The sequence below is a fragment of the Pseudomonas sp. dw_612 genome (assembly GCF_018449725.1).
Classification (GTDB): Bacteria; Pseudomonadota; Gammaproteobacteria; order Pseudomonadales; family Pseudomonadaceae; genus Aquipseudomonas.
In genome coordinates, this window is sequence record NZ_JAAVVC010000013.1 from 152,380 (window position 1) to 175,536 (window position 23,157).

The window sequence follows — 23,157 nt, forward strand, 5'->3', positions numbered from 1 at the left end:
GAAGTTAGAAACATGTCGCAACCGACACCGTCGAACAAAGGGGCAAGCGTTCAGCCGAACAAGTTGAATTTGCGTACGGCCCGAACGCTGACGGAGTTTATGGACCTGATTGATGAGTTCAAGCCGGAAATCCCCGGAACGCTCTGGTTTCGCGGCCAATCGAACGCGAGCCATGAGCTCATTCCCGGCGTGCTACGCAACATCATCACGACCAGCGACTCAATGGGCCGGAGTATCAAACAGGGTCAAATTCAGGTGTCCTCTGGCGGCGGAGCATCCGGGCTCAGCACCAAGCGCTTGCTACAAACATTTAAACGCCATGCACGACCCTTTCTGGATCACGCCCCAGCCAATGATTTTGAGTGGATGTTCATCGCTCAGCATCACGGTATGCCGACGCGTCTTTTGGATTGGTCGACCAATGCGTTAGTCGCCCTGTTCTTTGCCGTGCAACGGGCCGAGGTTCGCCAGGGCGATGGCATCGAGCAGTGCAATGCCTTTCTGGAAGATCCATCCAATGAGGACGGCTTCGCAATATTTGTCATCGACCCGGAAAAAATAAACCGCGAAGCTTACAAAGTTCCTGGCCCCATCGATGTGGCTGCCAACCCGGAAAAATGGTCCGACTGGGTAAACCCAATGGAATCAAGCAAGGCCATAGATTTCCCGATTTGTGTCTGCGCGCCCCACATGACAAACAGAATCAGAGCTCAGTCGGGCGCATTCACCTTGCATGGCAGATTCACTCACGCGTTGGACTACTACTCGCCACTAAAGCCGCACATAACCAAAATATTCATTCCTTACACATCTACTGCGGCCATCCGAGATAGTTTGGCCCAGGTCGGCATAACGGAAAGTTTCATCTACCCCGAACTGGACACTGTCGTGCGGGATATCGTGCGAACGGAAACAGCCAGGTTCAAGCACTGGTTGTCTCATCGCTCACTGGACGACCAGGACGAGTGACGACACCTTGAGGCCCATGGCGTTCGCCAGTTTGCGAACCCCATGGCTCAAACCAGCTCCCGCCCATCCCCCAACCGCCGCCGATCCTCACGCGGACACCGCTCAAACCGCGCCCGATAACTGCGGGTGAAATACGACGGTGATTCAAACCCGCACGCAATGCTCACTTCCAGCACGCTCATGTCGGTCTGGCGCAGTAACTGCCGCGCCTTTTCCAGCCGTAACCGCAGGTAGAAATTGCTCGGCGTGTCGTTCAGGTGCAGGCGAAACAACCGCTCCAATTGCCGCCGCGTCACTTTGATCGATTCCGCCAACGCCAGCGTACTCAGCGGCGGTTCGCTGTGTTGTTCCATCTCGCCAATCACGTGCACCAGTTTCTTGTTGCTGATGCCATAGCGCGTGGCGACCTCCATACGCTGGTGGTCTTTGCGCGGGCGGATGCGCCCGAGTACGAATTGTTCGCTGACCTGGATCGCCAGTTCCGGGCCGTGGGCCTGGGCGATGAGGTCGAGCATCAGGTCGATGGAGGCGGTGCCGCCAGCCGAGGTGATGCGGCGGCGGTCGATCTCGAACAGCTCCTGGGTGACGCTGAGCTTTGGATAAGACTCCTTGAACGCGTCGATGGCTTCCCAGTGCAGGGTCAGGCGATGGCCGTCAAGCAGGCCGGCTTCGGCGAGGACGAAGCTGCCGGTGTCGATGGCACCGAGGGTCACGCCTTCGTTATCCAGTCGGCGTAGCCAGTGCTCCAGCGCGGGGGTGGCGAATTTCAGTGGTTCGAAACCGGCGACCACCAGCAGCGTCGCGCCTTTCTTCAGCGGTTCCAGCGCCGCGTCGGCGTTGACCGACATGCCGTTGCTGGCCAACACCGCCCCGCCATCGGCGCTCAGCACATGCCAGCGATAGAGTTCGCCGCGAAAGCGATTGGCGACCCGCAACGGCTCGATGGCCGAGATAAAACCAATGGCCGAGAAACCCGGCATCAACATGAAGTAGAAATCCTGGGACATGGAGCGCACTCGATAGGCGGGTCACGTGAGGGCGGGTAGCGTGTGGACGTTGATACGCCACTTGTCGCAGGCATTCAAGAGGTCAGGTCGCTGCAGTGCAAGAGCTGGTCGCCGTAGTGCGTTTGTACAGGGGCTTAGCTGCGTAACTTGGTCATCACCGGCGCACGAAGATGCCGGGATCCACAATAACGACCTGCCGAGGAACCCACCATGAAACGACTGATCAGCAGCTGTGTTCTTGCACTCAGCGGTACCGCTTTGTTGAGCGCCAGCGCCATGGCCGCCGACCCCGCCGCGTGCCAGAACGTGCGCATGGGCGTAGTGAACTGGACCGATGTGATCGCCACCAGCGCCATGACTCAGGTATTGCTCGATGGCCTCGGCTACAACACCAAACAAACCAGTGCGTCCCAGCAAATCATCTTCGCCGGGATTCGCGACCAGCGCCTGGATATGTTCCTGGGCTACTGGAACCCGCTGATGACCCAGACCATCACCCCGTTCGTCGATGGCAAGCAGGTCAAAGTGCTTGAAGCGCCAAGCCTCAAGGACGCCCGCGCCACCCTCGCCGTGCCGACTTACCTCGCCGACAAGGGCCTGAAAACCTTCGCCGACATCGCCAAGTTCGAAAAAGAACTGGGCGGCAAAATCTACGGCATCGAGCCTGGTTCGGGCGCCAATACCCAAATCAAGGAAATGATCGCCAAGAACCAGTTTGGCCTCGGCAAGTTCCAGTTGGTCGAGTCCAGTGAAGCCGGGATGCTCTCGGCGGTGACCCGCGCCACCAAGCGCAACGAAGCCATCGTGTTCTTCGGCTGGGCGCCGCACCCGATGAACGTCAACGTGAAAATGACCTACCTCACCGGCAGCGAAGACGCTCTGGGGCCGAACGAAGGCATGGCCACGGTCTGGACCGTCACTTCGCCGAACTACGCACAGCAATGCCCGAACGTCAGCCGTTTGCTGAGCAACCTGACCTACACTGCCGAAGACGAGAGTCGGATGATGCAGCCGCTGCTGGATCACAAGGACGCCTTCGAATCGGCCAAGCAATGGCTGAAAGATCACCCGCAAGACAAGCAACGCTGGCTCGAAGGTGTGACCACGTTCGATGGCAAACCAGCGGCTGAAAACCTGCAATTGACCAGTAAATAAACCCGAAATGAACCACTGATTCGCAGCCCTGTATGGGCTGCGGACAGCTAAATCACGCCTGTAAGGAACCCGCCTAATGAACCACGACGTCATCATCACCTGCGCACTCACCGGTGCTGGCGACACGACCGCCAGAAGCCCACACGTGCCGGTCACCCCGAAACAAATCGCTGCAGCCGCCGTGGAAGCCGCCAAGGCTGGCGCCACCGTGGTCCACTGCCACGTCCGCGATCCCGAAACCGGCAAGTTCAGCCGTGACGTCGCGCTGTACCGCGAAGTGATGGAGCGTATCCGCGAGGCGGATGTGGACATCATCGTCAACCTCACCGCCGGCATGGGCGGTGACCTGGAAATCGGCGCGGGTGAAAACCCGATGGAGTTCGGCCCGAACACCGACCTGGTCGGCCCGCTGACCCGCCTCGCTCACGTTGAAGAATTGCTCCCGGAAATCTGCACCCTGGATTGCGGCACCCTGAACTTCGGCGATGGCGACACGATTTACGTGTCCACCCCGGCGCAACTGCGCGCGGGCGCCAAACGCATTCAGGAGTTGGGCGTGAAGGCCGAGCTGGAAATCTTCGACACCGGTCACCTGTGGTTCGCCAAGCAGATGATCAAGGAAGGCTTGCTCGACAACCCGCTGTTCCAGCTGTGCCTGGGCATCCCGTGGGGCGCACCGGCCGACACCACCACCATGAAAGCCATGGTCGACAACCTGCCGGCCGACGCGGTCTGGGCCGGGTTCGGTATCGGTCGCATGCAAATGCCGATGGCCGCGCAAGCGGTACTGCTGGGCGGCAACGTGCGGGTCGGGCTGGAAGACAACCTGTGGCTGGACAAAGGCGTACTGGCGACCAACGGCCAACTGGTCGAACGCGCCAGCGAAATCCTCAGCCGCCTCGGCGCCCGCGTCCTGACGCCAGCGGAAGGTCGGGCAAAAATGGGCCTGACCAAGCGCGGTTAACCCACACCACACACTTCACCTGTGGGAGCGGGCTTGCTCGCGAAAGCGGTGGTTCTGACGCAAGAGATCTGTCGGATGTACCGGCCTCTTCGCGAGCAAGCCCGCTCCCACAAGGGATCACCGAATTCTTTTAGGACGACGCCATGAGCTTTATCACCGAAATCAAAACCTTCGCCGCGCTGGGCAGCGGTGTCATCGGCAGCGGTTGGGTCTCGCGCGCCCTCGCCCATGGCCTCGACGTGGTGGCCTGGGACCCGGCGCCCGGTGCCGAAGCGGCGCTGCGCAAGCGGGTCGCCAATGCCTGGGGTGCGCTGGAGAAACAGGGCTTGGCACCCGGCGCCTCGCAAGATCGCCTGCGCTTTGTCGCGACCATTGAAGAATGTGTGCGCGATGCGGATTTCATCCAGGAAAGCGCCCCGGAACGCCTCGAACTGAAACTCGAACTGCACGCAAAAATCAGCGCGGCGGCCAAGCCCAATGCATTGATCGGCTCCAGCACCTCGGGATTGTTGCCGAGCGAGTTTTACGAAGGGTCGACCCACCCGGAACGCTGTGTGGTCGGGCATCCGTTCAACCCGGTTTACCTGTTGCCATTGGTGGAAGTGGTCGGCGGGAAGAACACTGCGCCGGAGGCCATTCAAGCGGCGATCAAAGTTTACGAATCCTTAGGGATGCGTCCGCTGCATGTACGCAAGGAAGTGCCGGGGTTCATCGCCGACCGTTTGCTCGAAGCGCTGTGGCGTGAGGCGCTGCACCTGGTCAACGACGGGGTGGCGACTACCGGCGAAATTGACGATGCGATTCGCTTCGGTGCCGGCCTGCGCTGGTCGTTTATGGGAACATTCCTGACCTACACCCTCGCAGGTGGCGATGCGGGCATGCGGCACTTCATGGCGCAATTCGGGCCGGCGTTGCAGTTGCCTTGGACTTACCTGCCAGCGCCGGAACTGACCGACAAGCTGATTGATGACGTGGTGGATGGCACCAGCGATCAGTTGGGCACGCACAGCATCTCGGCGCTGGAGCGCTATCGTGATGATTGCCTGCTGGCGGTGCTGGAGGCGGTGAAAACCACCAAAGAGAAGCATGGGATGGCGTTTGCCGACTGATAGTCATCGGCTTGAGATTCACCCTCACCCTAACCCTCTCCCCAAAGGCGCGAGGGGACTGACCGAGGTGTTTAGTCGAAATACTGCGACCCGAAAACCCGAGTCGAACTCAGGCTTTGAAACGCATGGAGATCCGCTCCCTTTCCCCCTCTCCCCTCTGGGGAGAGGGCTGGGGTGAGGGGTGGATTTTGAAACTACCACCAGCAACTGGACCGACACCATGCCCGCTCTAACCACCTACCAAACCAAAATCATCCCCGACTGGGTCGACTACAACGGCCATCTGCGCGACGCCTTCTACCTGCTGATTTTCAGCTACGCCACCGACGCGTTGATGGATCGTCTGGGCATGGACAGCAACAACCGCGAAGCCAGCGGCCACTCGTTGTTCACCCTCGAACTGCACCTCAACTATCTGCACGAAGTGAAGCTCGACGCCGACGTCGAAGTGCACACCCAAATCATCGCCCACGACAGCAAACGCCTGCACCTCTATCACAGCCTGCACCTGGTGGGCGGTGACAAGGAACTGGCCGGCAACGAGCAAATGCTGCTGCACGTCAACCTCGCCGGGCCGCGCTCCGCACCATTCAGCGAAGAGACTCTGGGCAAGCTGCAAACTATCGTCGCCGAACAAACCGACCTGCCCGCCCCTGACTACGTTGGCCGAGTGATCGCACTGCCTCCAAAAAAATAACAAGGAGATCGCCATGAACACCGCCGCCGCTTTTGCCGACTTCCGCACCTACCCGTTGATCAGCGCGTTAACCGCCGTGCAAACCCTGGCGGATCGAGTTCAAGTGACATGGGCCGATGGCCGCGTCAGCCCCTTTCATCACCAATGGCTGCGGGACAACTGCCCGTGCCCGTTGTGCGTCTACAGCGTGACCCGCGAACAAGTGCTGGAAATCGTCGATGTCGCTGAAGACCTGGCGCCCAGCGCCGCGCAAATCGAAGCCGATGGCTGCCTGCACATTGACTGGCAGGACGGCCACCTCAGCCGCTTCGATCCGGGCTGGTTGCGGGCGCATGCCTATGACGATGAATCCCGCGCCGAACGGCGTGCGGCTAAACCGAAATCCCGCCTGTGGCGCAGCGATTTGCAACTACCGGTGTTCGACTATCAGGCCCTGATCAACGACAACGACGCGTTATTGCAATGGCTGTTGGCTGTGCGGGATATCGGCCTGACCCAGGTTCGTGGCGTGCCCACCGAACCCGGCTCGTTGATGCTGATCGCCCAGCGGATTTCCTTTATCCGCGAGAGCAATTTCGGCGTGCTGTTCAACGTGCAATCCAAGGCCGACGCCGACAGCAACGCCTACACCGCCTTCAACCTGCCGCTGCACAGCGACCTTCCGACCCGGGAGTTGCAACCGGGGCTGCAATTCCTGCATTGCCTGGTCAATGACGCCGAAGGTGGCGAAAGTATTTTCGTCGACGGTTTTGCCATCGCCGAGGCGTTGCGGGTGGAAAGTCCGGAGTCGTTCCAGGCCCTGTGTGAAATCCCCGTGGAATTCCGCAACAAGGACCGCCACAGCGACTACCGTTGCCTGGCGCCGATCATCGCCCTCGATGCCTTGGGGCAGGTCTCGGAAATCCGCATGGCGAACTTTCTGCGTGGGCCGTTCGATGCGTCGATCGACGACATGCCCAAGCTGTATCGGGCCTATCGGCGCTTGATTGCCATGACCCGCGAAGCGCGGTTCCGGGTGATGACGCGGCTCAATCCGGGTGAGTTGTGGTGCTTTGATAACCGCCGCACCCTCCACGCCCGCAACGCTTTCGACCCTGCTACTGGCGCCCGGCATTTCCAGGGATGTTATGTGGATCGGGATGAGTTGTTGTCGCGGATTTTGGTGTTGCAGCGTTAGACCGCGTCATCGTTCATCGCGGGCAAGCCACGCTCCCACAGGTTTCGCGGCGGTCGCCAAACCTGTGGTGACCCCGATCCTGTGGGAGCGTGGCTTGCCCGCGATAGCGTCCGCACATACAACACAAAAATCCCGGATTCCCAGACAAAAAAAAGCCCCGATCAAGCCGTGACAGGATCGAGGCACAAGGTACTGTTGAGGAGCCGTTGCGCGAGGGTGACCAAACCTTCGTGAAGCCAGCTGAATCCAGTGTGCCCACTCCCACCCGTGGCAAGTTAGCCGAAAACGACCTGTTCATAGGTATCGCGGCCATTGCGACAAATCGTCCTTGCCGCCACCCCGTACCCCTACCAGAATCGAGCCACGACACCGTTCCCTGAAGAAGGATTGCGTCATGATGTACGCCGATTTGATTGACCAGGAAGACCTGTTGGGCCAGCTGAAGTCGTTGGGTTTTCCAATACCGACCGGTGCTACAGCCGAGCAGGCTTGCGAGTGTGCGGTGCGAGGTTTGAACGACGAGCGGGCGATCGTGCTGCGCACCATGGTCAAGCAGATGTACACCAGCAGCGCGACCATCCTGCCGGCGGTGCGCCAGGCGATCGACAAGCAACTGCTGCCGGCGTTGGCGGAGTATCAGCAGAGCCGTAGCGCCTGATAAAAGAAAAAGATCGCAGCCTTCGGCAGCTCCTACACCGATCCCTGTAGGAGCTGCCGAAGGCTGCGATCTTTTTCTAAAGGTCCCTCGGTCTAGAGCCTTACGCTGGCAAACGTCGATTCATTCCGCGCCTGACTCAACGCCGACAACGGCCCGGACAGCGGCGACAGCACCAACGCTTGCGGCAACGGCATCATCGCCACCTGTTGTGTGGTGTTCGAGCCTACGCGCTCGTCACGCGGCGGAATGCCGAAGTATTCGCGGTAGCACTTGGAGAAGTGCGGCGTAGAAACAAACCCACACACCGACGCCACTTCGATGATCGACATCGGCGTTTGCTTGAGTAGCTGCCGGGCACGGATCAGGCGCAGTTTCAGGTAGTAACGCGATGGTGAGCAGTGCAGGTATTTCTGGAACAGTCGCTCGAGCTGACGGCGCGAAACGGCGACGTACACCGCCAGTTCGTCGAGGTCGATCGGCTCTTCCAGGTTGGCTTCCATCAGCGCGACGATTTCCTGCAACTTCGGCTGGTTGGTGCCAAGCATATGCTTGAGCGGCACGCGCTGGTGATCCTGTTCGTTGCGGATACGTTCGTAGACAAACATCTCCGAAATCGCCGCCGACAGTTCACGCCCGTGATCGCGGCTGATCAGGTGCAGCATCATGTCCAGCGGCGCGGTGCCGCCAGAGCTGGTGAAACGGTTACGGTCGAGGGTGAACAACCGGGTGCTCATGGCCACGCGCGGAAACGCTTCCTGCATCGAGGCCAGGCATTCCCAGTGCACGCTGCAATCGAAGCCGTCCAGCAGGCCGGCGCAAGCCAGGGCCCAACTGCCGGTGCAGACCGCGCCGAGGCGGCGGGACTGACGGGCCTGGCTTTGCAGCCACGACACGTGTTCGCGGGTCACGGTGCGCTGGATACCGATGCCGCCACAGACAATGATGGTGTCCAGGGCCGGTGCTTTGTGCATGGAGCAGTCGGGGGTGATCTGCAGACCGTCACTGGCCCAGACCTGGCCGCCGTCGACGGTGAGGGTGGTCCAGCGATACAGCTCGCGGCCGGACAATTGGTTGGCCATGCGCAGGGGTTCTACTGCGGAGGCCAGAGAAATAAGCGTGAAATTGTCCAGCAGCAGAAAGCCGATGGATTGAGGCGCACGGTTCTGGGGTTGAGCCCCGGAGTTGAACGTCGTCATCGCGGTATCTCCTCACACAAAGCGGGTGATGGCCTCAGGCGGAGGCTCTTGTTATTGCCATCGTTCTCGCGTGGGAGACGGGCTTTGTAATGACAGAGCAATTGCCATGCCTAAAGTTGAATGGTCATTCAATAACTCCTGAAAACGACGTCGCGGCGTGTCTATATAAGCCGTGCGCAGAGTGGGGGTTATAAGTGCCATCAAGATGAGCAAATGCTCTGTGTTGCAGGGTGTGAGCAAATCGGTAGCACTTGTGGGAACAGGGGCTGCGAGGTGCTGGAGAAGAGTGTCACCACAAGCACAGGTGACAGGCGGTAATGGCCAACCTGGATCCCGGATCTCGGGAAGTGCGCTTGTCTGTTAGCGACGCGCTAAAAGGTGGCGTGTTTTTGTGGCGGTGTTCACTTAGCGCGCAGTTTTGACTGGTCTGGCCTCTTCGCGGGCAAGCCTCGCTCCTACAGGTTTGCATTGTCCTTGTAGGAGCGAGGCTTGCCCGCGAATGAAGGCGACTCGGTCTCAGCACTCCACCGCACTCACCGCCAACCCACCCCGCGATGTCTCTTTGTATTTGTCATGCATGTCGGCGCCGGTATCACGCATGGTGCGGATCACCCGATCCAGCGAGATAAAGTGCTGACCATCGCCCCGCAACGCCATCTGCGCCGCGTTGATTGCTTTCACCGCGGCAATCGCGTTGCGCTCGATGCACGGCACTTGCACCAGCCCGCCCACCGGGTCGCAGGTCAGGCCGAGGTTGTGTTCCAGGCCGATTTCCGCCGCGTTGCACAACTGCTCGGGCGTGGCGCCGAGAATCTCCGCCAACCCGGCCGCCGCCATCGCGCAGGCCGAACCGACTTCACCCTGGCACCCGACTTCGGCACCGGAGATGGACGCGTTCTTCTTGCACAGAATCCCGACCGCCGCGGCGCTGAGGAAATAGTCGACCACGTTGGCCTCGGTCACCACTTCGCTGAACTTCATAAAGTAATGCAACACCGCCGGGATGATCCCCGCCGCGCCGTTGGTCGGTGCCGTGACCATGCGCCCGCCGGCAGCGTTCTCTTCGTTGACTGCCAGGGCGAACAGGTTGACCCATTCCATCGCGCTCAGGGTCGAGCCGATCACGTTGGGCTTGCCCAGCTCTTGCAGACTGCGATGCAACTTCGCCGCGCGCCGACGCACATTCAATCCGCCGGGCAGGATGCCCTCGTGCTTGAGGCCTTGTTCGACGCAATCCTGCATGGCGCGCCAGAGTTTCATCAGGCCGGCGCGGATTTCATCCTCGCTGCGCCAGACCTTCTCGTTGGCCAGCATCAGCTCGGCCACGCGCAGGTTGTGCTTCTGGCACAGCTCAAGCAGCTCAACCGCACTGGAGAAGTCGTACGGCAAAACGGTTTGATCCAGGTCCACCACGCCGCTGGACGCTTGCGCCTCATCGACTACAAAACCGCCGCCAATCGAATAGTAGGTGTCGCGGTGCAGCTCACCGTGATCGCCTTCTACAATTAATGTCATGGCATTCGGGTGAAAGGGCAGGTTTTCATCGATCAGGCGCATGTCCCGAGCCCAGATGAATGGCACCGATAAACGACCGTCGAGCAACAAGGTGTGGGTTTCGCGCAGGGTTTCGATATGCAGGCCGATTTGCGACGGATCGATTGCGTCCGGCCACTCGCCCATCAGCCCCATGATCACGGCGTTATCGCTGCCGTGACCGATGCCGGTGGCCGATAACGACCCGTAAAGCTGAACTTCGACCCGCTTCACTTGTTCCAAAAGACCCTGCTCACGCAAACCTTGCACGAACAGCGCCGCCGCCCGCATCGGGCCGACGGTGTGCGAACTGGAAGGGCCAATGCCGATTTTGAACAGGTCGAAAACGCTGATAGCCATTACTGCCGAACTCCTGGATGTGCCAACTCCAGACGCAAAAGCGCCCAGTGACGGAGCTGCTACGCTCAAGCTGCAATCCGCCAGATTGGCTGCATCATCAGGCTTTTGCGGTGTCGTTCGACGTCTCACACCGACGCACTCATGTCCACTAACGCCGCGGGTCTTTGACGCTGCGTTTTCGCCGTTTTTTAGCGGATCAGAGGGGCAAAAGGGGCTGAAAAAATCTGTAAACGACGTCACCGACACTGGATGCGACCATCCCTGTACTGGTTACGACGCACCCTGTAGGCGTCAGATTTTCACTGGTACATGATCGTATCGACTCGATTGCAAGGCGCCGTGGTAGAGCTGTCTCCAAAACGCCATCCAACCGCAACCTATAAGTGCGGTGGTCCAGTCGGAACACTGCCAAAAAAAACACCAAGGAGTCCACCCATGAAAGGTTCCCCGTCGTTGTTGTTGGCCGCCATGCTGAGTCTGCCGTTACTGGCTCAAGCCGCAGAACCCGCTCAGTGCAGCACCGTGAATTTCTCTGATGTCGGCTGGACCGACATCACCGCGACTACCGCGACCACCAGCGTTGTCCTCGACGCCCTCGGCTACAAAACCAAGACCACCATGATTTCCGTGCCTGTGACCTACAAGTCCCTGGCCGACGGCAAGAACATGGACGTGTTCCTCGGTAACTGGATGCCGACCATGGAAAACGACATCAAGGCCTACCGCGACGCGGGCACCGTGGATGTCGTGCGCACCAACCTCACCGGCGCCAAGTACACCCTCGCCGTCCCGCAAGCGCTGTACGACAAAGGGCTGCATGACTTCGCCGACATCGCCAAATTCAAGAAAGAACTCGACGGCAAGATCTACGGCATCGAGCCGGGCAACGACGGCAACCGCCTGATCCAGACCATGATCGACAAGGATGCCTTCGGTCTCAAAACCGCCGGCTTCAAAGTCGTCGAGTCCAGCGAAGCGGGGATGCTGTCCCAGGTCGACCGCGCCCAGAAACGCGATACCGCCGTGGTCTTCCTCGGCTGGGCACCGCATCCGATGAACAAGCGCTTCAAGATTCAATACCTGACCGGTGGCGATGACTTCTTCGGCCCGGATTTCGGTGCGGCCACGGTGGCCACCAACACCCGCAAGGGCTACGTCCAGGAATGCAGCAACGTCGGCACTCTGCTGAAAAACCTGGAATTCACCGTAGACATGGAAAGCTCGCTGATGGGCAACATCCTGGACGACAAGATGAAGCCTGACGCAGCTGCCAAGGCCTGGCTGAAAAAGAATCCACAGGTGCTCGATACCTGGCTCGCTGGCGTGACCACCATTGACGGTAAACCAGGCCTGGAGGCCGTGAAAGCCAAGCTCGCGCAGTAATCGCTTACGCCGGGCGGCTTCGGCCGTCCGGGCTGTTTATTTCCTTGCATGCGGACGTTCACTACCATGCTGATTGATCAGAAAATCCCCTTAGGCCAGTACATCGCGGGCTTCGTTGAATGGTTGACGCAACACGGCGCCAACACCTTCGACGCAATCGCCGTGACACTGGAAACGATGATCCACGGCGTGACGTTCGCGCTGACCTGGTTCAACCCGCTGGCATTGATCGGCCTCATCGCGCTACTGGCACACTTCATTCAACGAAAGTGGGGGCTGACCGTTTTCGTCATCGCCTCCTTTCTGCTGATCCTCAATCTGGGGTACTGGCAGGAAACCATGGAAACCCTCGCCCAGGTGCTGTTCGCCACCCTGGTCTGCGTGGTCATCGGCGTGCCGTTGGGCATCGTCGCCGCGCACAAACCGATGTTCTACACACTGATGCGTCCGGTGCTCGATCTGATGCAGACCGTGCCGACCTTCGTGTACCTCATTCCGACCCTGACCCTCTTCGGGCTGGGTGTGGTCCCGGGCCTGATCTCGACGGTGGTGTTCGCCATTGCCGCGCCAATCCGCCTGACTTACCTGGGTATCCGTGATGTTCCCGCAGAATTGATGGACGCCGGCAAAGCCTTCGGCTGCTCGCGCCGCCAACTGCTCTCTCGTATCGAACTGCCCCACGCCATGCCAAGCATCGCGGCCGGTATCACCCAGTGCATCATGCTGTCGTTGTCGATGGTGGTGATCGCTGCACTGGTGGGCGCCGATGGCCTGGGCAAACCCGTGGTCAACGCACTGAACACCGCCGATATCGCCCTAGGCTTCGAAGCCGGGTTGGCAATCGTACTGCTGGCGATCATGCTCGACCGTATCTGCAAACAACCCGACGCTAAAGTAGGGGGTGACGCATGAGCATTATTCGCTTCGAAGACGTCGACGTGATCTTCTCCAAAGATCCGCGTGAGGCGCTCAAACTCCTCGACCAGGGCATGACCCGCGACCAGATCCTGAAAAAAACCGGCCAGATCGTCGGCGTTGAAAAAGCCAGCCTGGACGTTGAAAAAGGCGAAATCTGTGTGCTGATGGGCCTGTCCGGCTCCGGCAAATCCAGCCTGCTGCGCTGTATCAACGGCCTTAACACCGTCAGCCGTGGCAAGTTGTTCGTCGAGCACGAAGGCAAGCAGATCGATATCGCTTCCTGCACCCCGGCAGAGCTGAAAATGATGCGCACCAAGCGCATCGCGATGGTGTTCCAGAAGTTCGCCCTGATGCCTTGGCTGACGGTGCGCGAGAACATCAGTTTCGGTCTGGAAATGCAGGGTCGTCCGGAGAAGGAACGCAAGAAACTGGTCGATGAAAAACTAGAGCTGGTGGGCCTGACCCAGTGGCGCAACAAAAAGCCCGACGAGCTGTCCGGCGGTATGCAACAGCGTGTGGGCCTGGCCCGCGCGCTGGCAATGGACGCCGACATTCTGCTGATGGATGAGCCGTTCTCGGCCCTCGATCCGCTGATCCGCCAAGGCCTGCAGGACGAACTGCTGGAGCTGCAAACCAAGCTGAGCAAAACCATCGTGTTCGTGAGTCACGACCTCGATGAAGCACTGAAGCTCGGCAGTCGTATTGCGATCATGAAGGACGGCCGGATCATCCAGTACAGCCGTCCAGAAGAGATCGTCCTGAACCCGGCGGACGATTACGTGCGGACCTTCGTGGCCCACACCAATCCGCTGAACGTGCTGTGCGGTCGCAGCCTGATGCGCACCCTCGACAACTGCAAACGCATCAACGGTTCGGTGTGCCTGGACCCGGGTGGCGATTCGTGGCTGGACCTGGCCGAAGGCAACACCATCAAGGGTGCTCGCCAGAACGGCGCGAGCCTGGACCTGCAGAACTGGGTACCGGGGCAAGCGGTTGAAGGTCTGGGCCGTCGTCCGACGCTGGTGGACTCCAACATCGGCATGCGCGATGCGCTGCAGATTCGTTACCAGACCGGCAACAAACTGGTGCTGCACGACAACAACCAAGTGGTCGGGATTCTCGGCGACAGCGAGCTGTACCACGCGCTGCTCGGCAAGAATCTGGGCTAAGGCAACAGACACAAAAACGCCGCGAGAGGATCGCGGCGTTTTTGTTTGTGGGATATCGGGTCAAGCAGCTTTACGGCTGATGGCCCCTTCGCGAGCAAGCCCGCTCCCACATTGGATTTGTGAACGACTCAGATCAAATGTGGGAGCGGGCTTGCTCGCGAAGAACGCGACGCGGTGCTTCAGACAGAGACACCGCGCCCTTGATTACTCAGCTATAGACACGGCCAAGGAGCTGCCGATGGCTTTCAAACTGATCGAGCACGTCACGGGTGATCTGATCCTGAGTGAAGCCCATCAAGTCATAGTCCTGGCTGCCGTTGTGCAGATAGACCTCGGCGCGGTAGTAGCGCGCACGCGGTTCCTCAGCGCTTTCAGCCGACACCGTGTCGCTCGCCCCCGCCAGATAGCCGTCCAGGCTCACTTCGTAGACGAAAGGGTTGCCCTCTTCCATCTCGATGCGTACGCCCATGCAACGCTTCGATTTACCCAGCAACGTTTGCACGTCCAGGCCCTGAGCGCGCAATTGCACCGCCGCATCTTCCAGCGCCGGACTCACTTGCTTGTCCATGAAACGCTGCACGATCGACTGGTTCGGTTGCAGGTCCAGTTGGGTCAGACGCTCGCTGAAACCACGACGACCGCGTGCAGCCAGCTCCGCTTGCTCCTGTTCGACCTGCACGTCTTGGCGCATCTGCTTGTGCAAGCCGAACATGAAGAACACCAGCACCACCGAGAACGGCAGACCGGCCAGCACCACCATGGTTTGCATGGCTTCGAAGTTACCGGCGAACAACAAGCCGATGGTCACCAGGGTAATCACCGCCGACCAGAAGATCCGCAGCCAGTGCGGCGCATCTTCGTCAACGTTGCCGCCCTTGCAGGAAAGGTTGGCCATCATCACCGCGCCGGAATCCGCCGGGGTCAGGAACAGCACGAAACCGACGAAGATCGACACGCCGATCACAATCTTCGACGCCGGGTAGTGCTCAAGCAGTTGATAGATCGCCATCGACGGCTGTTCCAGCGCCGTCTTCCCGAGCTCCACCGCCCCATGGTTCATCACCAGGTCCAGGGCCGAGTTACCGAAGATCGACAACCACGCCAGGGTGAAACCCAGCGGGATCAGCAGCACGCCGGCCACCAGCTCGCGCACGGTACGACCACGGGAAATACGCGCGATGAACATGCCCACGAATGGGGCCCAGGAAATCCACCACGCCCAGTAGAACAGGGTCCACAGGCCCAGCCAGCGGTCGGACTTCTCACTGTCGCCTTCGTACACGTACAGGTCGAAAGTCTTCAGCACCACACCGTTCAGGTAGTCACCGATGTTCTGCACGAAGCCGTTGAGCAGGTGCAGGGTCGGGCCGAACAGCAGCACGAAAATCAACAGGCCGCTGAACAGCACGATGTTGAGGTTGGACAGACGACGAATGCCGTTTTCCACGCCCGACACAGCCGCGATGGTCGCCACGGTGCTCATTACGATGATCACGATCAGCAGGTTGGTGTTGCTGTGTTCCATACCGAACAGGTTTTCAAGGCCCGACGACACTTGCAGCGAACCAATCCCAAGGTTCGTCACCAGGCCCAGCAGGGTCACGAACATGCCGAAGCCGTCCACCGCATGCCCGGCCGCGCCTTTGACCCAACGCTCGCCCACCAGCGGATACAGCGCCGAACGCAGCGCCAGCGGCTGGTTATGACGGTAAGCAAAATAAGCAACAGCCAGACCGACCAACGCGTAGATCGCCCAACCATGCAGGCCCCAATGCAGGAACGTCAATTGCACAGCCTGACGGGCGGCCATGTTGCTGGCGGCCACGCCTTCTGGCGGGTTGAAATAGTGGTCCAGCGGTTCGGAAGCGCCAAAGTACAGCAGCGAGATGCCGATACCCGAAGAGAACAACATCCCCGCCCAGGCGCCGTAGCTGAAATCCGGGGTGTCGTCCTTGCTGCCCAGTTTGAGTTTGCCGTAGGACGAAAACGCCAGGCCGACGACGAATACCAGATAGGCGGCAATCACCACCATGTAGTACCAGCCGAAGCTGCGGGACAACCAGGCCTGAGCGATGCCGAGCAACCGGCCCGCCTCTTGCGGGGCGATGATCAGAATGGCGGTCAACAACAGGATCAACGCGGTAGAGGTGTAGAACACCCAACCGTTGACCGTCACCTTCTCGGGTGGGGTCTTTATTAGAGAGGCAGAACTCATGGCACAGAGGCTCCGGGCAGTGCGGGAGAAGAACACAAGGCAACGCGTTACCCGACCAATCGGTTAGTTGGCAGCCGACCGGCGGGTGATATAAAGACAGCCCGAAAAAAGCCCGAAGCCCTGAAGCGCCAGTGCGCGGGGGTTTCGAGCGTTTTCAGATGTCGTTTTTCCGCCCGCTACACGTAGGAAAAACCCGTAGGCAGCGACGAATTGTCGCAGATCTTATTCTTTGTTGATTGAACGTTCAATCAAAACAAAATAGACTGGCCCTCAATCCGATAGACGTTTTTCGTCCGTCGGAAGGCCTAAGGAGATGTGCAAGATGCCCAAGGTCGGTATGCAACCCATCCGCCGCCAGCAATTGATCGAAGCCACATTGCAGGCGGTCGATCAGGTCGGAATGGGGGACGCCAGCATTGCGCTGATCGCCCGTTTGGCCGGTGTCTCGAATGGCATCATCAGTCACTATTTTCAGGACAAGAACGGCCTGATCGCTGCCACGGCGCAGTACCTGATGAGTGTCCTCAGCGAGAACGTCACCGCGCGTCGTCAGGCGCTGGAGGACAGCAGCCCAAGGGCGCACCTTCAGGTGATTATCGAAGGCAACTTCGACGCCAGCCAAGTCAATGGCCCGGCAATGAAAACCTGGCTGGCCTTCTGGGCCACCAGCATGCACCACCCGTCTTTGCACAGGTTGCAGCGGATCAACGATCACCGCCTGTATTCCAACCTGTGCTGCCAGTTCCGCCGTGTATTGCCGCTCGATGATGCGCGCAGTGCAGCCCGGGGCCTGGCAGCCCTCATTGACGGTTTGTGGTTGCGCGGCGCCCTGTCGGGAGATGCTTTCGACACTGAGCAGGCGCACCGCATCGCTTACGAATACATGGATTTCCAATTGGCCAAGCAGGTGAGCTAGAGCACACATAACCGCTCAGCCCCTGAACCGTCACTGACCGCCAACGCTCCACGGCACCGTCAGCGACCAACGCCAACCACTTATGCACTTGCGAGGACACTATGGCCCGTTTCGAACTGCAAAAACTCTACATCGATGGCGGCTACTCCGACGCCAGCAGCGACGCCACTTTCGAAGCCATCAACCCGGCTAACGGTGAAGTCCTCGCAAAAGTACAGCGTGCGACGTTCGACGACGTCGAACGCGCCGTGGTCAGCGCTGAAAAGGGCCAGAAAATCTGGGCCGCCATGACCGCCATGGAGCGTTCGCGCATCCTGCGTCGTGCCGTGGACATCCTGCGCGAGCGCAACGATGAGCTGGCCGCCCTGGAAACCCTGGACACCGGCAAATCGTTCTCCGAAACCAAGTACGTCGACATCGTCACCGGCGCTGACGTGCTGGAATACTACGCAGGCCTGGTGCCGGCCATCGAAGGCGAGCAGATTCCGCTGCGCACCACCTCGTTCGTCTACACCCGTCGCGAGCCGCTGGGCGTCGTGGCCGGCATCGGCGCGTGGAACTACCCGATCCAGATCGCCCTGTGGAAATCCGCACCGGCCCTGGCCGCCGGTAACGCGATGATCTTCAAGCCAAGCGAAGTCACCTCGCTGACCACCCTGAAACTGGCCGAGATCTACACCGAAGCCGGCGTTCCGGCGGGCGTGTTCAACGTGCTGACCGGCAGCGGCCGTGAAGTCGGCACCTGGCTGACCGAGCACCCACGCATCGAAAAAATCTCCTTCACCGGCGGCACCGACACCGGCAAGAAGGTCATGGCCAGCGCTTCGAGCTCTTCGCTCAAAGAAGTCACCATGGAACTGGGCGGCAAATCCCCGCTGATCATTTTCGACGACGCCGACCTCGATCGCGCCGCCGACACCGCGATGATGGCCAACTTCTACAGCTCCGGTCAGGTCTGCACCAACGGCACTCGCGTGTTCGTACCGACGCATCTGAAAGCCGCTTTCGAAGCCAAGATCGCCGAGCGCGTTGCGCGCATCCGCATCGGCAACCCGGAAGACGAAAACACCAACTTCGGCCCGCTGGTCAGCTTCGCCCACATGGAAAGCGTGCTCGGCTATATCGCCAAAGGTAAGGAAGAAGGCGCTCGCGTGCTGTGCGGCGGGACTCGCCTGACCGAAGGCGACCTGGCCAAAGGCGCATTCGTGGCACCGACCGTGTTCACCGACTGCACCGACGAGATGACCATCGTTCGCGAAGAAATCTTCGGCCCGGTCATGGCGATCCTGACCTACGACACCGAAGAAGAAGTGATCCGTCGCGCCAACGACACCGACTTCGGCCTGGCCGCCGGCATCGTCACTAAAGACCTGAACCGCGCTCACCGCGTGATTCACCAATTGGAAGCCGGTATCTGCTGGATCAACGCGTGGGGCGAGTCCGACGCCAAGATGCCGGTCGGCGGCTACAAGCAGTCGGGCGTGGGCCGTGAGAACGGCATCACTTCGCTGAACAACTTCACACGCATCAAATCGGTACAGGTCGAACTGGGCGATTACGCCTCGGTTTTCTAAGCAGACGCTGAAACCCTGTAGCAGCTGCCGAGGCACGAGGCTGCGTTGCGCGTCCGCAGGACCGCCCTCAAGGGGCCGCTGCGCGACCCAACGCAGCCTCGTGCCTCGGCAACTGCTACGGGTGACCTGACCACTTTCAATGAGGGTGCATTTAATGTCCCAAGAATACGATTACATCATCATCGGTGCCGGCTCGGCCGGTAACACCCTGGCGACCCGTCTGACTGAAGACGAAGGCGTCACCGTTCTGCTGCTCGAAGCCGGCGGCCCGGACTACCGCCTGGACTTTCGCACGCAAATGCCGGCCGCTTTGGCGTTCCCGCTGCAAGGCCGTCGCTACAACTGGGCCTACGAAACCGATCCAGAGCCACACATGGACGGTCGCCGGATGGAATGCGGTCGCGGTAAGGGCCTCGGCGGTTCCTCGCTGATCAACGGCATGTGCTACATCCGCGGCAACGCGATGGACTACGACAACTGGTCGAAGCTTCCAGGTCTTGAAGACTGGGACTACCTCAACTGCCTGCCCTACTTCAGAAAAGCGGAAACTCGGGACATCGGCCCGAACGACTACCACGGTGGCGAAGGTCCGGTCAGCGTGACCACGCCTAAGGCCGGCAACAACCCGCTGTTCCACGCGATGGTTGAAGCCGGCGTGCAGGCCGGTTACCCGCGCACCGAAGACCTGAATGGTTACCAGCAGGAAGGTTTCGGCCCGATGGACCGCACCGTGACGCCGAACGGCCGTCGCGCCAGCACCGCGCGCGGTTACCTGGACATTGCCAAGAAGCGTTCGACGCTGACCATCGTCACCCACGCCCTGACCGACAAGATCCTGTTCGAAGGCAAGCGTGCGGTCGGCGTGCGTTACCTGATCGGCGCCGCTGAAGAGCGCGTTGAAGCCACGGCGCGCAAAGAAGTGCTGCTGTGCTCCGGCGCCATCGCTTCGCCGCAGATCCTGCAACGCTCCGGCGTCGGCCCGGCCGAACTGCTGAAAAAACTCGACATCCCGGTGGTCCACGACCTGCCAGGCGTCGGTGAAAACCTGCAGGATCACCTCGAGTTGTACCTGCAATACGCGTGCACCCAACCGGTGTCGCTGTACCCGTCGCTGCTCTGGTACAACCAGCCAGCCATCGGTGCCGAGTGGCTGTTCAACGGCACCGGCATCGGCGCCAGCAACCAGTTCGAAGCCGGCGGTTTCATCCGTACCCGCGAAGAATTCGATTGGCCGAACATCCAGTACCACTTCCTGCCGGTGGCGATTAACTACAACGGCAGCAACGGCGTGAAAGAACACGGCTTCCAGGCGCACATGGGTTCCATGCGTTCGCCAAGCCGTGGTCGCATCCAGGCCAAGTCCAAGGATCCGCGCGATTACCCGAGCATCCTGTTCAACTACATGGCCACCGAGCAAGACTGGCAGGAGTTCCGCGACGGCATCCGCCTGACCCGTGAAATCATGCAACAGCCTGCTCTCGATGCGTTCCGTGGTCGCGAAATCAGCCCCGGCATCGACGTGCAAACCGATGAACAGCTCGACCAGTTCATCCGCGAACACGCCGAAACCGCGTTCCACCCGTCCTGCTCTTGCAAAATGGGCACCGACGACATGGCCGTGGTTGACGCTGAAGGCCGCGTGCATGGCATGCAGAGCCTGCGAGTGGTCGATGCCTCGATCATGCCGATCATCACCACCGGCAACCTGAACGCGCCAACGATCATGATCGCCGAGAAAATCGCCGACAAGATCCGTGGCCGCCAGCCTCTGCCGCGCAGCAAGGCTGCCTACTTCGTGGCCGGTGATGCACCGGTGCGGGGCAAGCCGCTGCGGGATGTGAGTCCTACGGCTCAGTAACAGTCAGAACTTGCTTCGAACATAACCGTCGGCCTTTAAGGCTGGCGGTTTTTTTCTGCCTGACACCTATGGATTACATCAAACAAAACCAGTAACACTTGTACTATCGCAATTTTTAAAATCTCCACTATTATTCGCGCCCCGCTTAAACCAAGCGCTAATAATTTTTGTGGAGAATAAGGATATGCTGGACATCTGCCCGATCAAGGACGTGGGTATGTTTCGGAAAAAGATAGCGGAAGAAAGAACGACGATTCTGGACTTCAGCTATTTGACCGGTGCCATTGAGTCCTGGTGGAAAAAGAACAGCAGAGAAGACATCCACGTTTTGAAAACGCAACTAATCAACCTCTTCCTGACTTACTTGCACCCCGAAGACACTTTTCACTTTGACAAAGTCGGCCTGGCAAATGGAAGCGCCGCCATTTGCATAAAAAACATATTCAGTCTGGACTCGCCCAAACTCGCGCTAACGGTACACGAGGCCTTGGCCGACCTTTTTCATCTCACTGATATAAAGTACGAATACGAAGAACATAAAGCTTTGTACCTAAAGCCTTCTGCGGAAAAATATCGGGAGTGGGGCAATGGTCACGGTGATATCACACCGCACTCCGATGATTTATATGAAAACCTGAATGTCGATTATCTGGCGTTGACCGTTTGCCGCGACACCACAAAAACCCCCACCGCCTACTACTTTCCAAGCGATTTGCTTTGCGCGTTGAACGATGAAGAAATCGGCGAATTGCTGACTATTCAAGCTGCATTTATTTCGGGCAAAAACGTCTGCGGCCTAAAAGAGCGGATTCGTCACGTGGTTGAGTTTTCCGATCTCTATGGCTTTCAATTTGCGCTGGATTTTCGCATTGATTCGCACAGCGGTGAACGAATGCGTGCAGTGAATGGAGGCCAACACCTGCTGGACAAAATCCGAGACGGCCTGCCAAACGCAAAAAATCACGTCTCAACGGCTGAGACCGGTACGTTCCTGATCGTGGCCAATCGCAAAATATTGCATGCACGCCCGATGCTGAATATCGATCCCGGCGAGGCTGGCAGACAAGCGAACCACTCGACGTTCAGCACGACGCCCCGGTTACTGTTCCGAAGCAAAGGCCCTAGAAAGCATTATTACCCACTGAATGAAGCAACTTGCACTCGGGTAGCCAGCTGATGATTGCCTCAAACGCACCTGCCCAATCTTCGGCTACCAACGTATGTATGGAAGGCGTTCGTGACGCACTCACGTTTGGTGTCGCGTTCATCTTCCTGTATCTATCGATTGGCATTTTAAGCGCGACGCAATCATTGTCCCTGGGCCAGTCTCTTGCAACAACCTTGTTAATATTCTCCACTCCGCTGCAGTTTCTACTGATACAAAGCTATAACGAGGGCTGGATATTAATCCCCATCATCATCGCACTCAACGCTCGCTTCGTACTGTTATCCGCGACACTGGCGCCCTATATAAGGAACACCTCGACTGCGAAAACCCTGGCGTCCTTGATTCTGATTACACCCTCGATATTTACGGGTTGCGTCACTCGCTTCAAGCGGCGAACGGATCACCCTTTCGCCTACTTGATTGGTCTCGGATTTCCGATATTTGGTGTATCGATCATCTGTACCTATATTGGTTTCGTCGCTGGCGCAGAGTTGGCTTCGCCGGCTATTTTTGCACTCATGACCATTCTATTACCGCTTCAATTCACCGCCTTGGCCGGCAAGCACTGGCCTCACTACGCGGAAGTATCGAGTTACTGGCTGGGCTTCGTCGGCGCCCCACTGCTCGTCTATCTGTTCAAGGACTACAGCTTGCTCTGCACGCCCTTTATCATCGGCGGACTGGTCGTGCTGATTGAAAATACCTACAAAAAACAGGGCAGCGTTGTTTCATGACAATCTGGCTTCTTATTGCATTTTCCGCCCTCACCGCCTTCGCATTTCGTGCACTGCCTTTTGCCTTCAAAAACAGCGCTGCGCTCACACAGACCCAAGGTTCTTTCTATCGATTTATCAGCTACAGCGCGCAAGCTATGTTGGGGGTCATTATTTACGACACGGCGTTCAACAAGAGGGATGCGCTAACGCTGATACAGCAATTTCAAACGCTGGATGCGCTGAAGCTCTTGTTGCTTGTGGGTACCTTCATCGCCGTCGCGAAAACAAAAAGCATCCTGCCCAGTTTCTTTGCAAGCCTATGCATTTATCTGGCTGCGTTCGCCTATCTCAACAGTTGAACCCGCTTTTTGCCTGACAGAGGAACAGATCGCGAGCAACTCGCAACAGGCTGCTC

The 23,157-nt window shown here is 59.0% G+C and carries 20 protein-coding genes; 16 read left to right on the forward strand and 4 right to left on the reverse strand.

The window, feature by feature from the left end:
* Nucleotides 1-12 precede the first annotated feature (12 nt).
* A complete protein-coding gene (locus HB680_RS20205; protein ID WP_213940285.1) occupies nt 13-969 on the forward strand; it encodes an FRG domain-containing protein in 957 nt (318 codons plus the stop codon).
* A gap of 47 nt (nt 970-1,016) precedes the next feature.
* On the opposite strand, the gene HB680_RS20210 is transcribed toward HB680_RS20205, so the two are convergent.
* Entirely contained in the window at nt 1,017-1,976 is a 960-nt protein-coding gene (locus HB680_RS20210; protein ID WP_213940286.1) for a GlxA family transcriptional regulator, read from the reverse strand.
* Nucleotides 1,977-2,186: 210 nt separating this feature from the next.
* On the opposite strand from HB680_RS20210, the gene choX reads away from it, so the two are divergent.
* The 6 genes from choX (at nt 2,187) to HB680_RS20240 (ending at nt 7,736) form a co-directional block, all read left to right on the forward strand.
* Nucleotides 2,187-3,131 (forward strand): choline ABC transporter substrate-binding protein, encoded by a 945-nt coding sequence (gene choX, locus HB680_RS20215; protein ID WP_213940287.1) that lies wholly within the window; start codon nt 2,187-2,189, stop codon nt 3,129-3,131.
* Between the two features lie 76 nt (nt 3,132-3,207).
* Nucleotides 3,208-4,095, forward strand: coding sequence for a 3-keto-5-aminohexanoate cleavage protein (locus HB680_RS20220; protein WP_054616877.1), 888 nt, complete (start codon nt 3,208-3,210; stop codon nt 4,093-4,095).
* Nucleotides 4,096-4,238: 143 nt separating this feature from the next.
* Nucleotides 4,239-5,204, forward strand: coding sequence for an L-carnitine dehydrogenase (locus tag HB680_RS20225; protein ID WP_213940288.1), 966 nt, complete (start codon nt 4,239-4,241; stop codon nt 5,202-5,204).
* 220 nt (nt 5,205-5,424) lie between these two features.
* Complete coding sequence (locus tag HB680_RS20230) at nt 5,425-5,901, forward strand: thioesterase family protein (protein WP_213940289.1); 477 nt, start codon at nt 5,425-5,427, stop codon at nt 5,899-5,901.
* A gap of 13 nt (nt 5,902-5,914) precedes the next feature.
* Entirely contained in the window at nt 5,915-7,078 is a 1,164-nt protein-coding gene (locus HB680_RS20235) for a gamma-butyrobetaine dioxygenase (RefSeq protein ID WP_213940290.1), read from the forward strand.
* Nucleotides 7,079-7,472: 394 nt separating this feature from the next.
* Nucleotides 7,473-7,736 (forward strand): hypothetical protein, encoded by a 264-nt coding sequence (locus tag HB680_RS20240; protein WP_163911099.1) that lies wholly within the window; start codon nt 7,473-7,475, stop codon nt 7,734-7,736.
* Nucleotides 7,737-7,828: 92 nt separating this feature from the next.
* Here HB680_RS20240 and HB680_RS20245 read toward each other — a convergent pair whose 3' ends face one another.
* Nucleotides 7,829-8,932 (reverse strand): GlxA family transcriptional regulator, encoded by a 1,104-nt coding sequence (locus tag HB680_RS20245; protein WP_201198415.1) that lies wholly within the window; start codon nt 8,930-8,932, stop codon nt 7,829-7,831.
* 516 nt (nt 8,933-9,448) lie between these two features.
* The gene (locus tag HB680_RS20250; protein ID WP_213940291.1) at nt 9,449-10,825 is read right to left on the reverse strand and encodes an L-serine ammonia-lyase; all 1,377 of its coding nucleotides are present in this window, start codon (nt 10,823-10,825) and stop codon (nt 9,449-9,451) included.
* A gap of 435 nt (nt 10,826-11,260) precedes the next feature.
* On the opposite strand from HB680_RS20250, the gene HB680_RS20255 reads away from it, so the two are divergent.
* The 3 genes from HB680_RS20255 to choV all read left to right on the forward strand — a co-directional run bounded on the left by HB680_RS20255 (nt 11,261) and on the right by choV (nt 14,295).
* Complete coding sequence (locus HB680_RS20255) at nt 11,261-12,208, forward strand: choline ABC transporter substrate-binding protein (RefSeq protein ID WP_213940292.1); 948 nt, start codon at nt 11,261-11,263, stop codon at nt 12,206-12,208.
* 66 nt (nt 12,209-12,274) lie between these two features.
* Entirely contained in the window at nt 12,275-13,120 is an 846-nt protein-coding gene (gene choW / locus HB680_RS20260) for a choline ABC transporter permease subunit (protein WP_213940293.1), read from the forward strand.
* Nucleotides 13,117-14,295, forward strand: coding sequence for a choline ABC transporter ATP-binding protein (gene choV / locus HB680_RS20265; RefSeq protein ID WP_213940294.1), 1,179 nt, complete (start codon nt 13,117-13,119; stop codon nt 14,293-14,295). The genes choW and choV overlap by 4 nt, the downstream gene beginning before the upstream one ends.
* A 208-nt stretch (nt 14,296-14,503) precedes the next feature.
* Here choV and HB680_RS20270 read toward each other — a convergent pair whose 3' ends face one another.
* Nucleotides 14,504-16,453, reverse strand: coding sequence for a BCCT family transporter (locus HB680_RS20270; protein ID WP_346657412.1), 1,950 nt, complete (start codon nt 16,451-16,453; stop codon nt 14,504-14,506).
* 379 nt (nt 16,454-16,832) lie between these two features.
* Here HB680_RS20270 and betI point away from each other — a divergent pair, with 379 nt between their 5' ends.
* The 6 genes from betI to HB680_RS20300 all read left to right on the forward strand — a co-directional run bounded on the left by betI (nt 16,833) and on the right by HB680_RS20300 (nt 23,101).
* Nucleotides 16,833-17,426, forward strand: coding sequence for a transcriptional regulator BetI (gene betI / locus HB680_RS20275; protein WP_010466984.1), 594 nt, complete (start codon nt 16,833-16,835; stop codon nt 17,424-17,426).
* 101 nt (nt 17,427-17,527) lie between these two features.
* Nucleotides 17,528-19,000 carry a betaine-aldehyde dehydrogenase gene (gene betB / locus HB680_RS20280; protein ID WP_213940296.1) on the forward strand — a complete coding sequence of 491 codons (1,473 nt, stop codon included), beginning with the start codon at nt 17,528-17,530 and terminating at the stop codon, nt 18,998-19,000.
* Nucleotides 19,001-19,154: 154 nt separating this feature from the next.
* A complete protein-coding gene (gene betA, locus HB680_RS20285; RefSeq protein WP_213940297.1) occupies nt 19,155-20,858 on the forward strand; it encodes a choline dehydrogenase in 1,704 nt (567 codons plus the stop codon).
* A gap of 184 nt (nt 20,859-21,042) precedes the next feature.
* Entirely contained in the window at nt 21,043-22,035 is a 993-nt protein-coding gene (locus HB680_RS20290) for a hypothetical protein (RefSeq protein ID WP_213940298.1), read from the forward strand.
* Entirely contained in the window at nt 22,035-22,760 is a 726-nt protein-coding gene (locus HB680_RS20295; protein ID WP_213940299.1) for an AzlC family ABC transporter permease, read from the forward strand. The genes HB680_RS20290 and HB680_RS20295 overlap by 1 nt, the downstream gene beginning before the upstream one ends.
* The gene (locus HB680_RS20300) at nt 22,757-23,101 is read left to right on the forward strand and encodes an AzlD domain-containing protein (RefSeq protein ID WP_213940300.1); all 345 of its coding nucleotides are present in this window, start codon (nt 22,757-22,759) and stop codon (nt 23,099-23,101) included. Before HB680_RS20295 ends, HB680_RS20300 begins: the two co-directional genes overlap by 4 nt.
* Nucleotides 23,102-23,157: the final 56 nt, after the last annotated feature.

Coding starts and splice junctions, on each gene's coding strand:
- HB680_RS20205 (WP_213940285.1), top strand. CDS start 13: ATGTCGCAACCGACACCGTCGAACAAAGGGGCAAGCGTTCAGCCGAAC.
- HB680_RS20210 (WP_213940286.1), bottom strand. CDS start 1,976: ATGTCCCAGGATTTCTACTTCATGTTGATGCCGGGTTTCTCGGCCATT.
- choX (WP_213940287.1), top strand. CDS start 2,187: ATGAAACGACTGATCAGCAGCTGTGTTCTTGCACTCAGCGGTACCGCT.
- HB680_RS20220 (WP_054616877.1), top strand. CDS start 3,208: ATGAACCACGACGTCATCATCACCTGCGCACTCACCGGTGCTGGCGAC.
- HB680_RS20225 (WP_213940288.1), top strand. CDS start 4,239: ATGAGCTTTATCACCGAAATCAAAACCTTCGCCGCGCTGGGCAGCGGT.
- HB680_RS20230 (WP_213940289.1), top strand. CDS start 5,425: ATGCCCGCTCTAACCACCTACCAAACCAAAATCATCCCCGACTGGGTC.
- HB680_RS20235 (WP_213940290.1), top strand. CDS start 5,915: ATGAACACCGCCGCCGCTTTTGCCGACTTCCGCACCTACCCGTTGATC.
- HB680_RS20240 (WP_163911099.1), top strand. CDS start 7,473: ATGATGTACGCCGATTTGATTGACCAGGAAGACCTGTTGGGCCAGCTG.
- HB680_RS20245 (WP_201198415.1), bottom strand. CDS start 8,932: ATGACGACGTTCAACTCCGGGGCTCAACCCCAGAACCGTGCGCCTCAA.
- HB680_RS20250 (WP_213940291.1), bottom strand. CDS start 10,825: ATGGCTATCAGCGTTTTCGACCTGTTCAAAATCGGCATTGGCCCTTCC.
- HB680_RS20255 (WP_213940292.1), top strand. CDS start 11,261: ATGAAAGGTTCCCCGTCGTTGTTGTTGGCCGCCATGCTGAGTCTGCCG.
- choW (WP_213940293.1), top strand. CDS start 12,275: ATGCTGATTGATCAGAAAATCCCCTTAGGCCAGTACATCGCGGGCTTC.
- choV (WP_213940294.1), top strand. CDS start 13,117: ATGAGCATTATTCGCTTCGAAGACGTCGACGTGATCTTCTCCAAAGAT.
- betI (WP_010466984.1), top strand. CDS start 16,833: ATGCCCAAGGTCGGTATGCAACCCATCCGCCGCCAGCAATTGATCGAA.
- betB (WP_213940296.1), top strand. CDS start 17,528: ATGGCCCGTTTCGAACTGCAAAAACTCTACATCGATGGCGGCTACTCC.
- betA (WP_213940297.1), top strand. CDS start 19,155: ATGTCCCAAGAATACGATTACATCATCATCGGTGCCGGCTCGGCCGGT.
- HB680_RS20290 (WP_213940298.1), top strand. CDS start 21,043: ATGCTGGACATCTGCCCGATCAAGGACGTGGGTATGTTTCGGAAAAAG.
- HB680_RS20295 (WP_213940299.1), top strand. CDS start 22,035: ATGATTGCCTCAAACGCACCTGCCCAATCTTCGGCTACCAACGTATGT.
- HB680_RS20300 (WP_213940300.1), top strand. CDS start 22,757: ATGACAATCTGGCTTCTTATTGCATTTTCCGCCCTCACCGCCTTCGCA.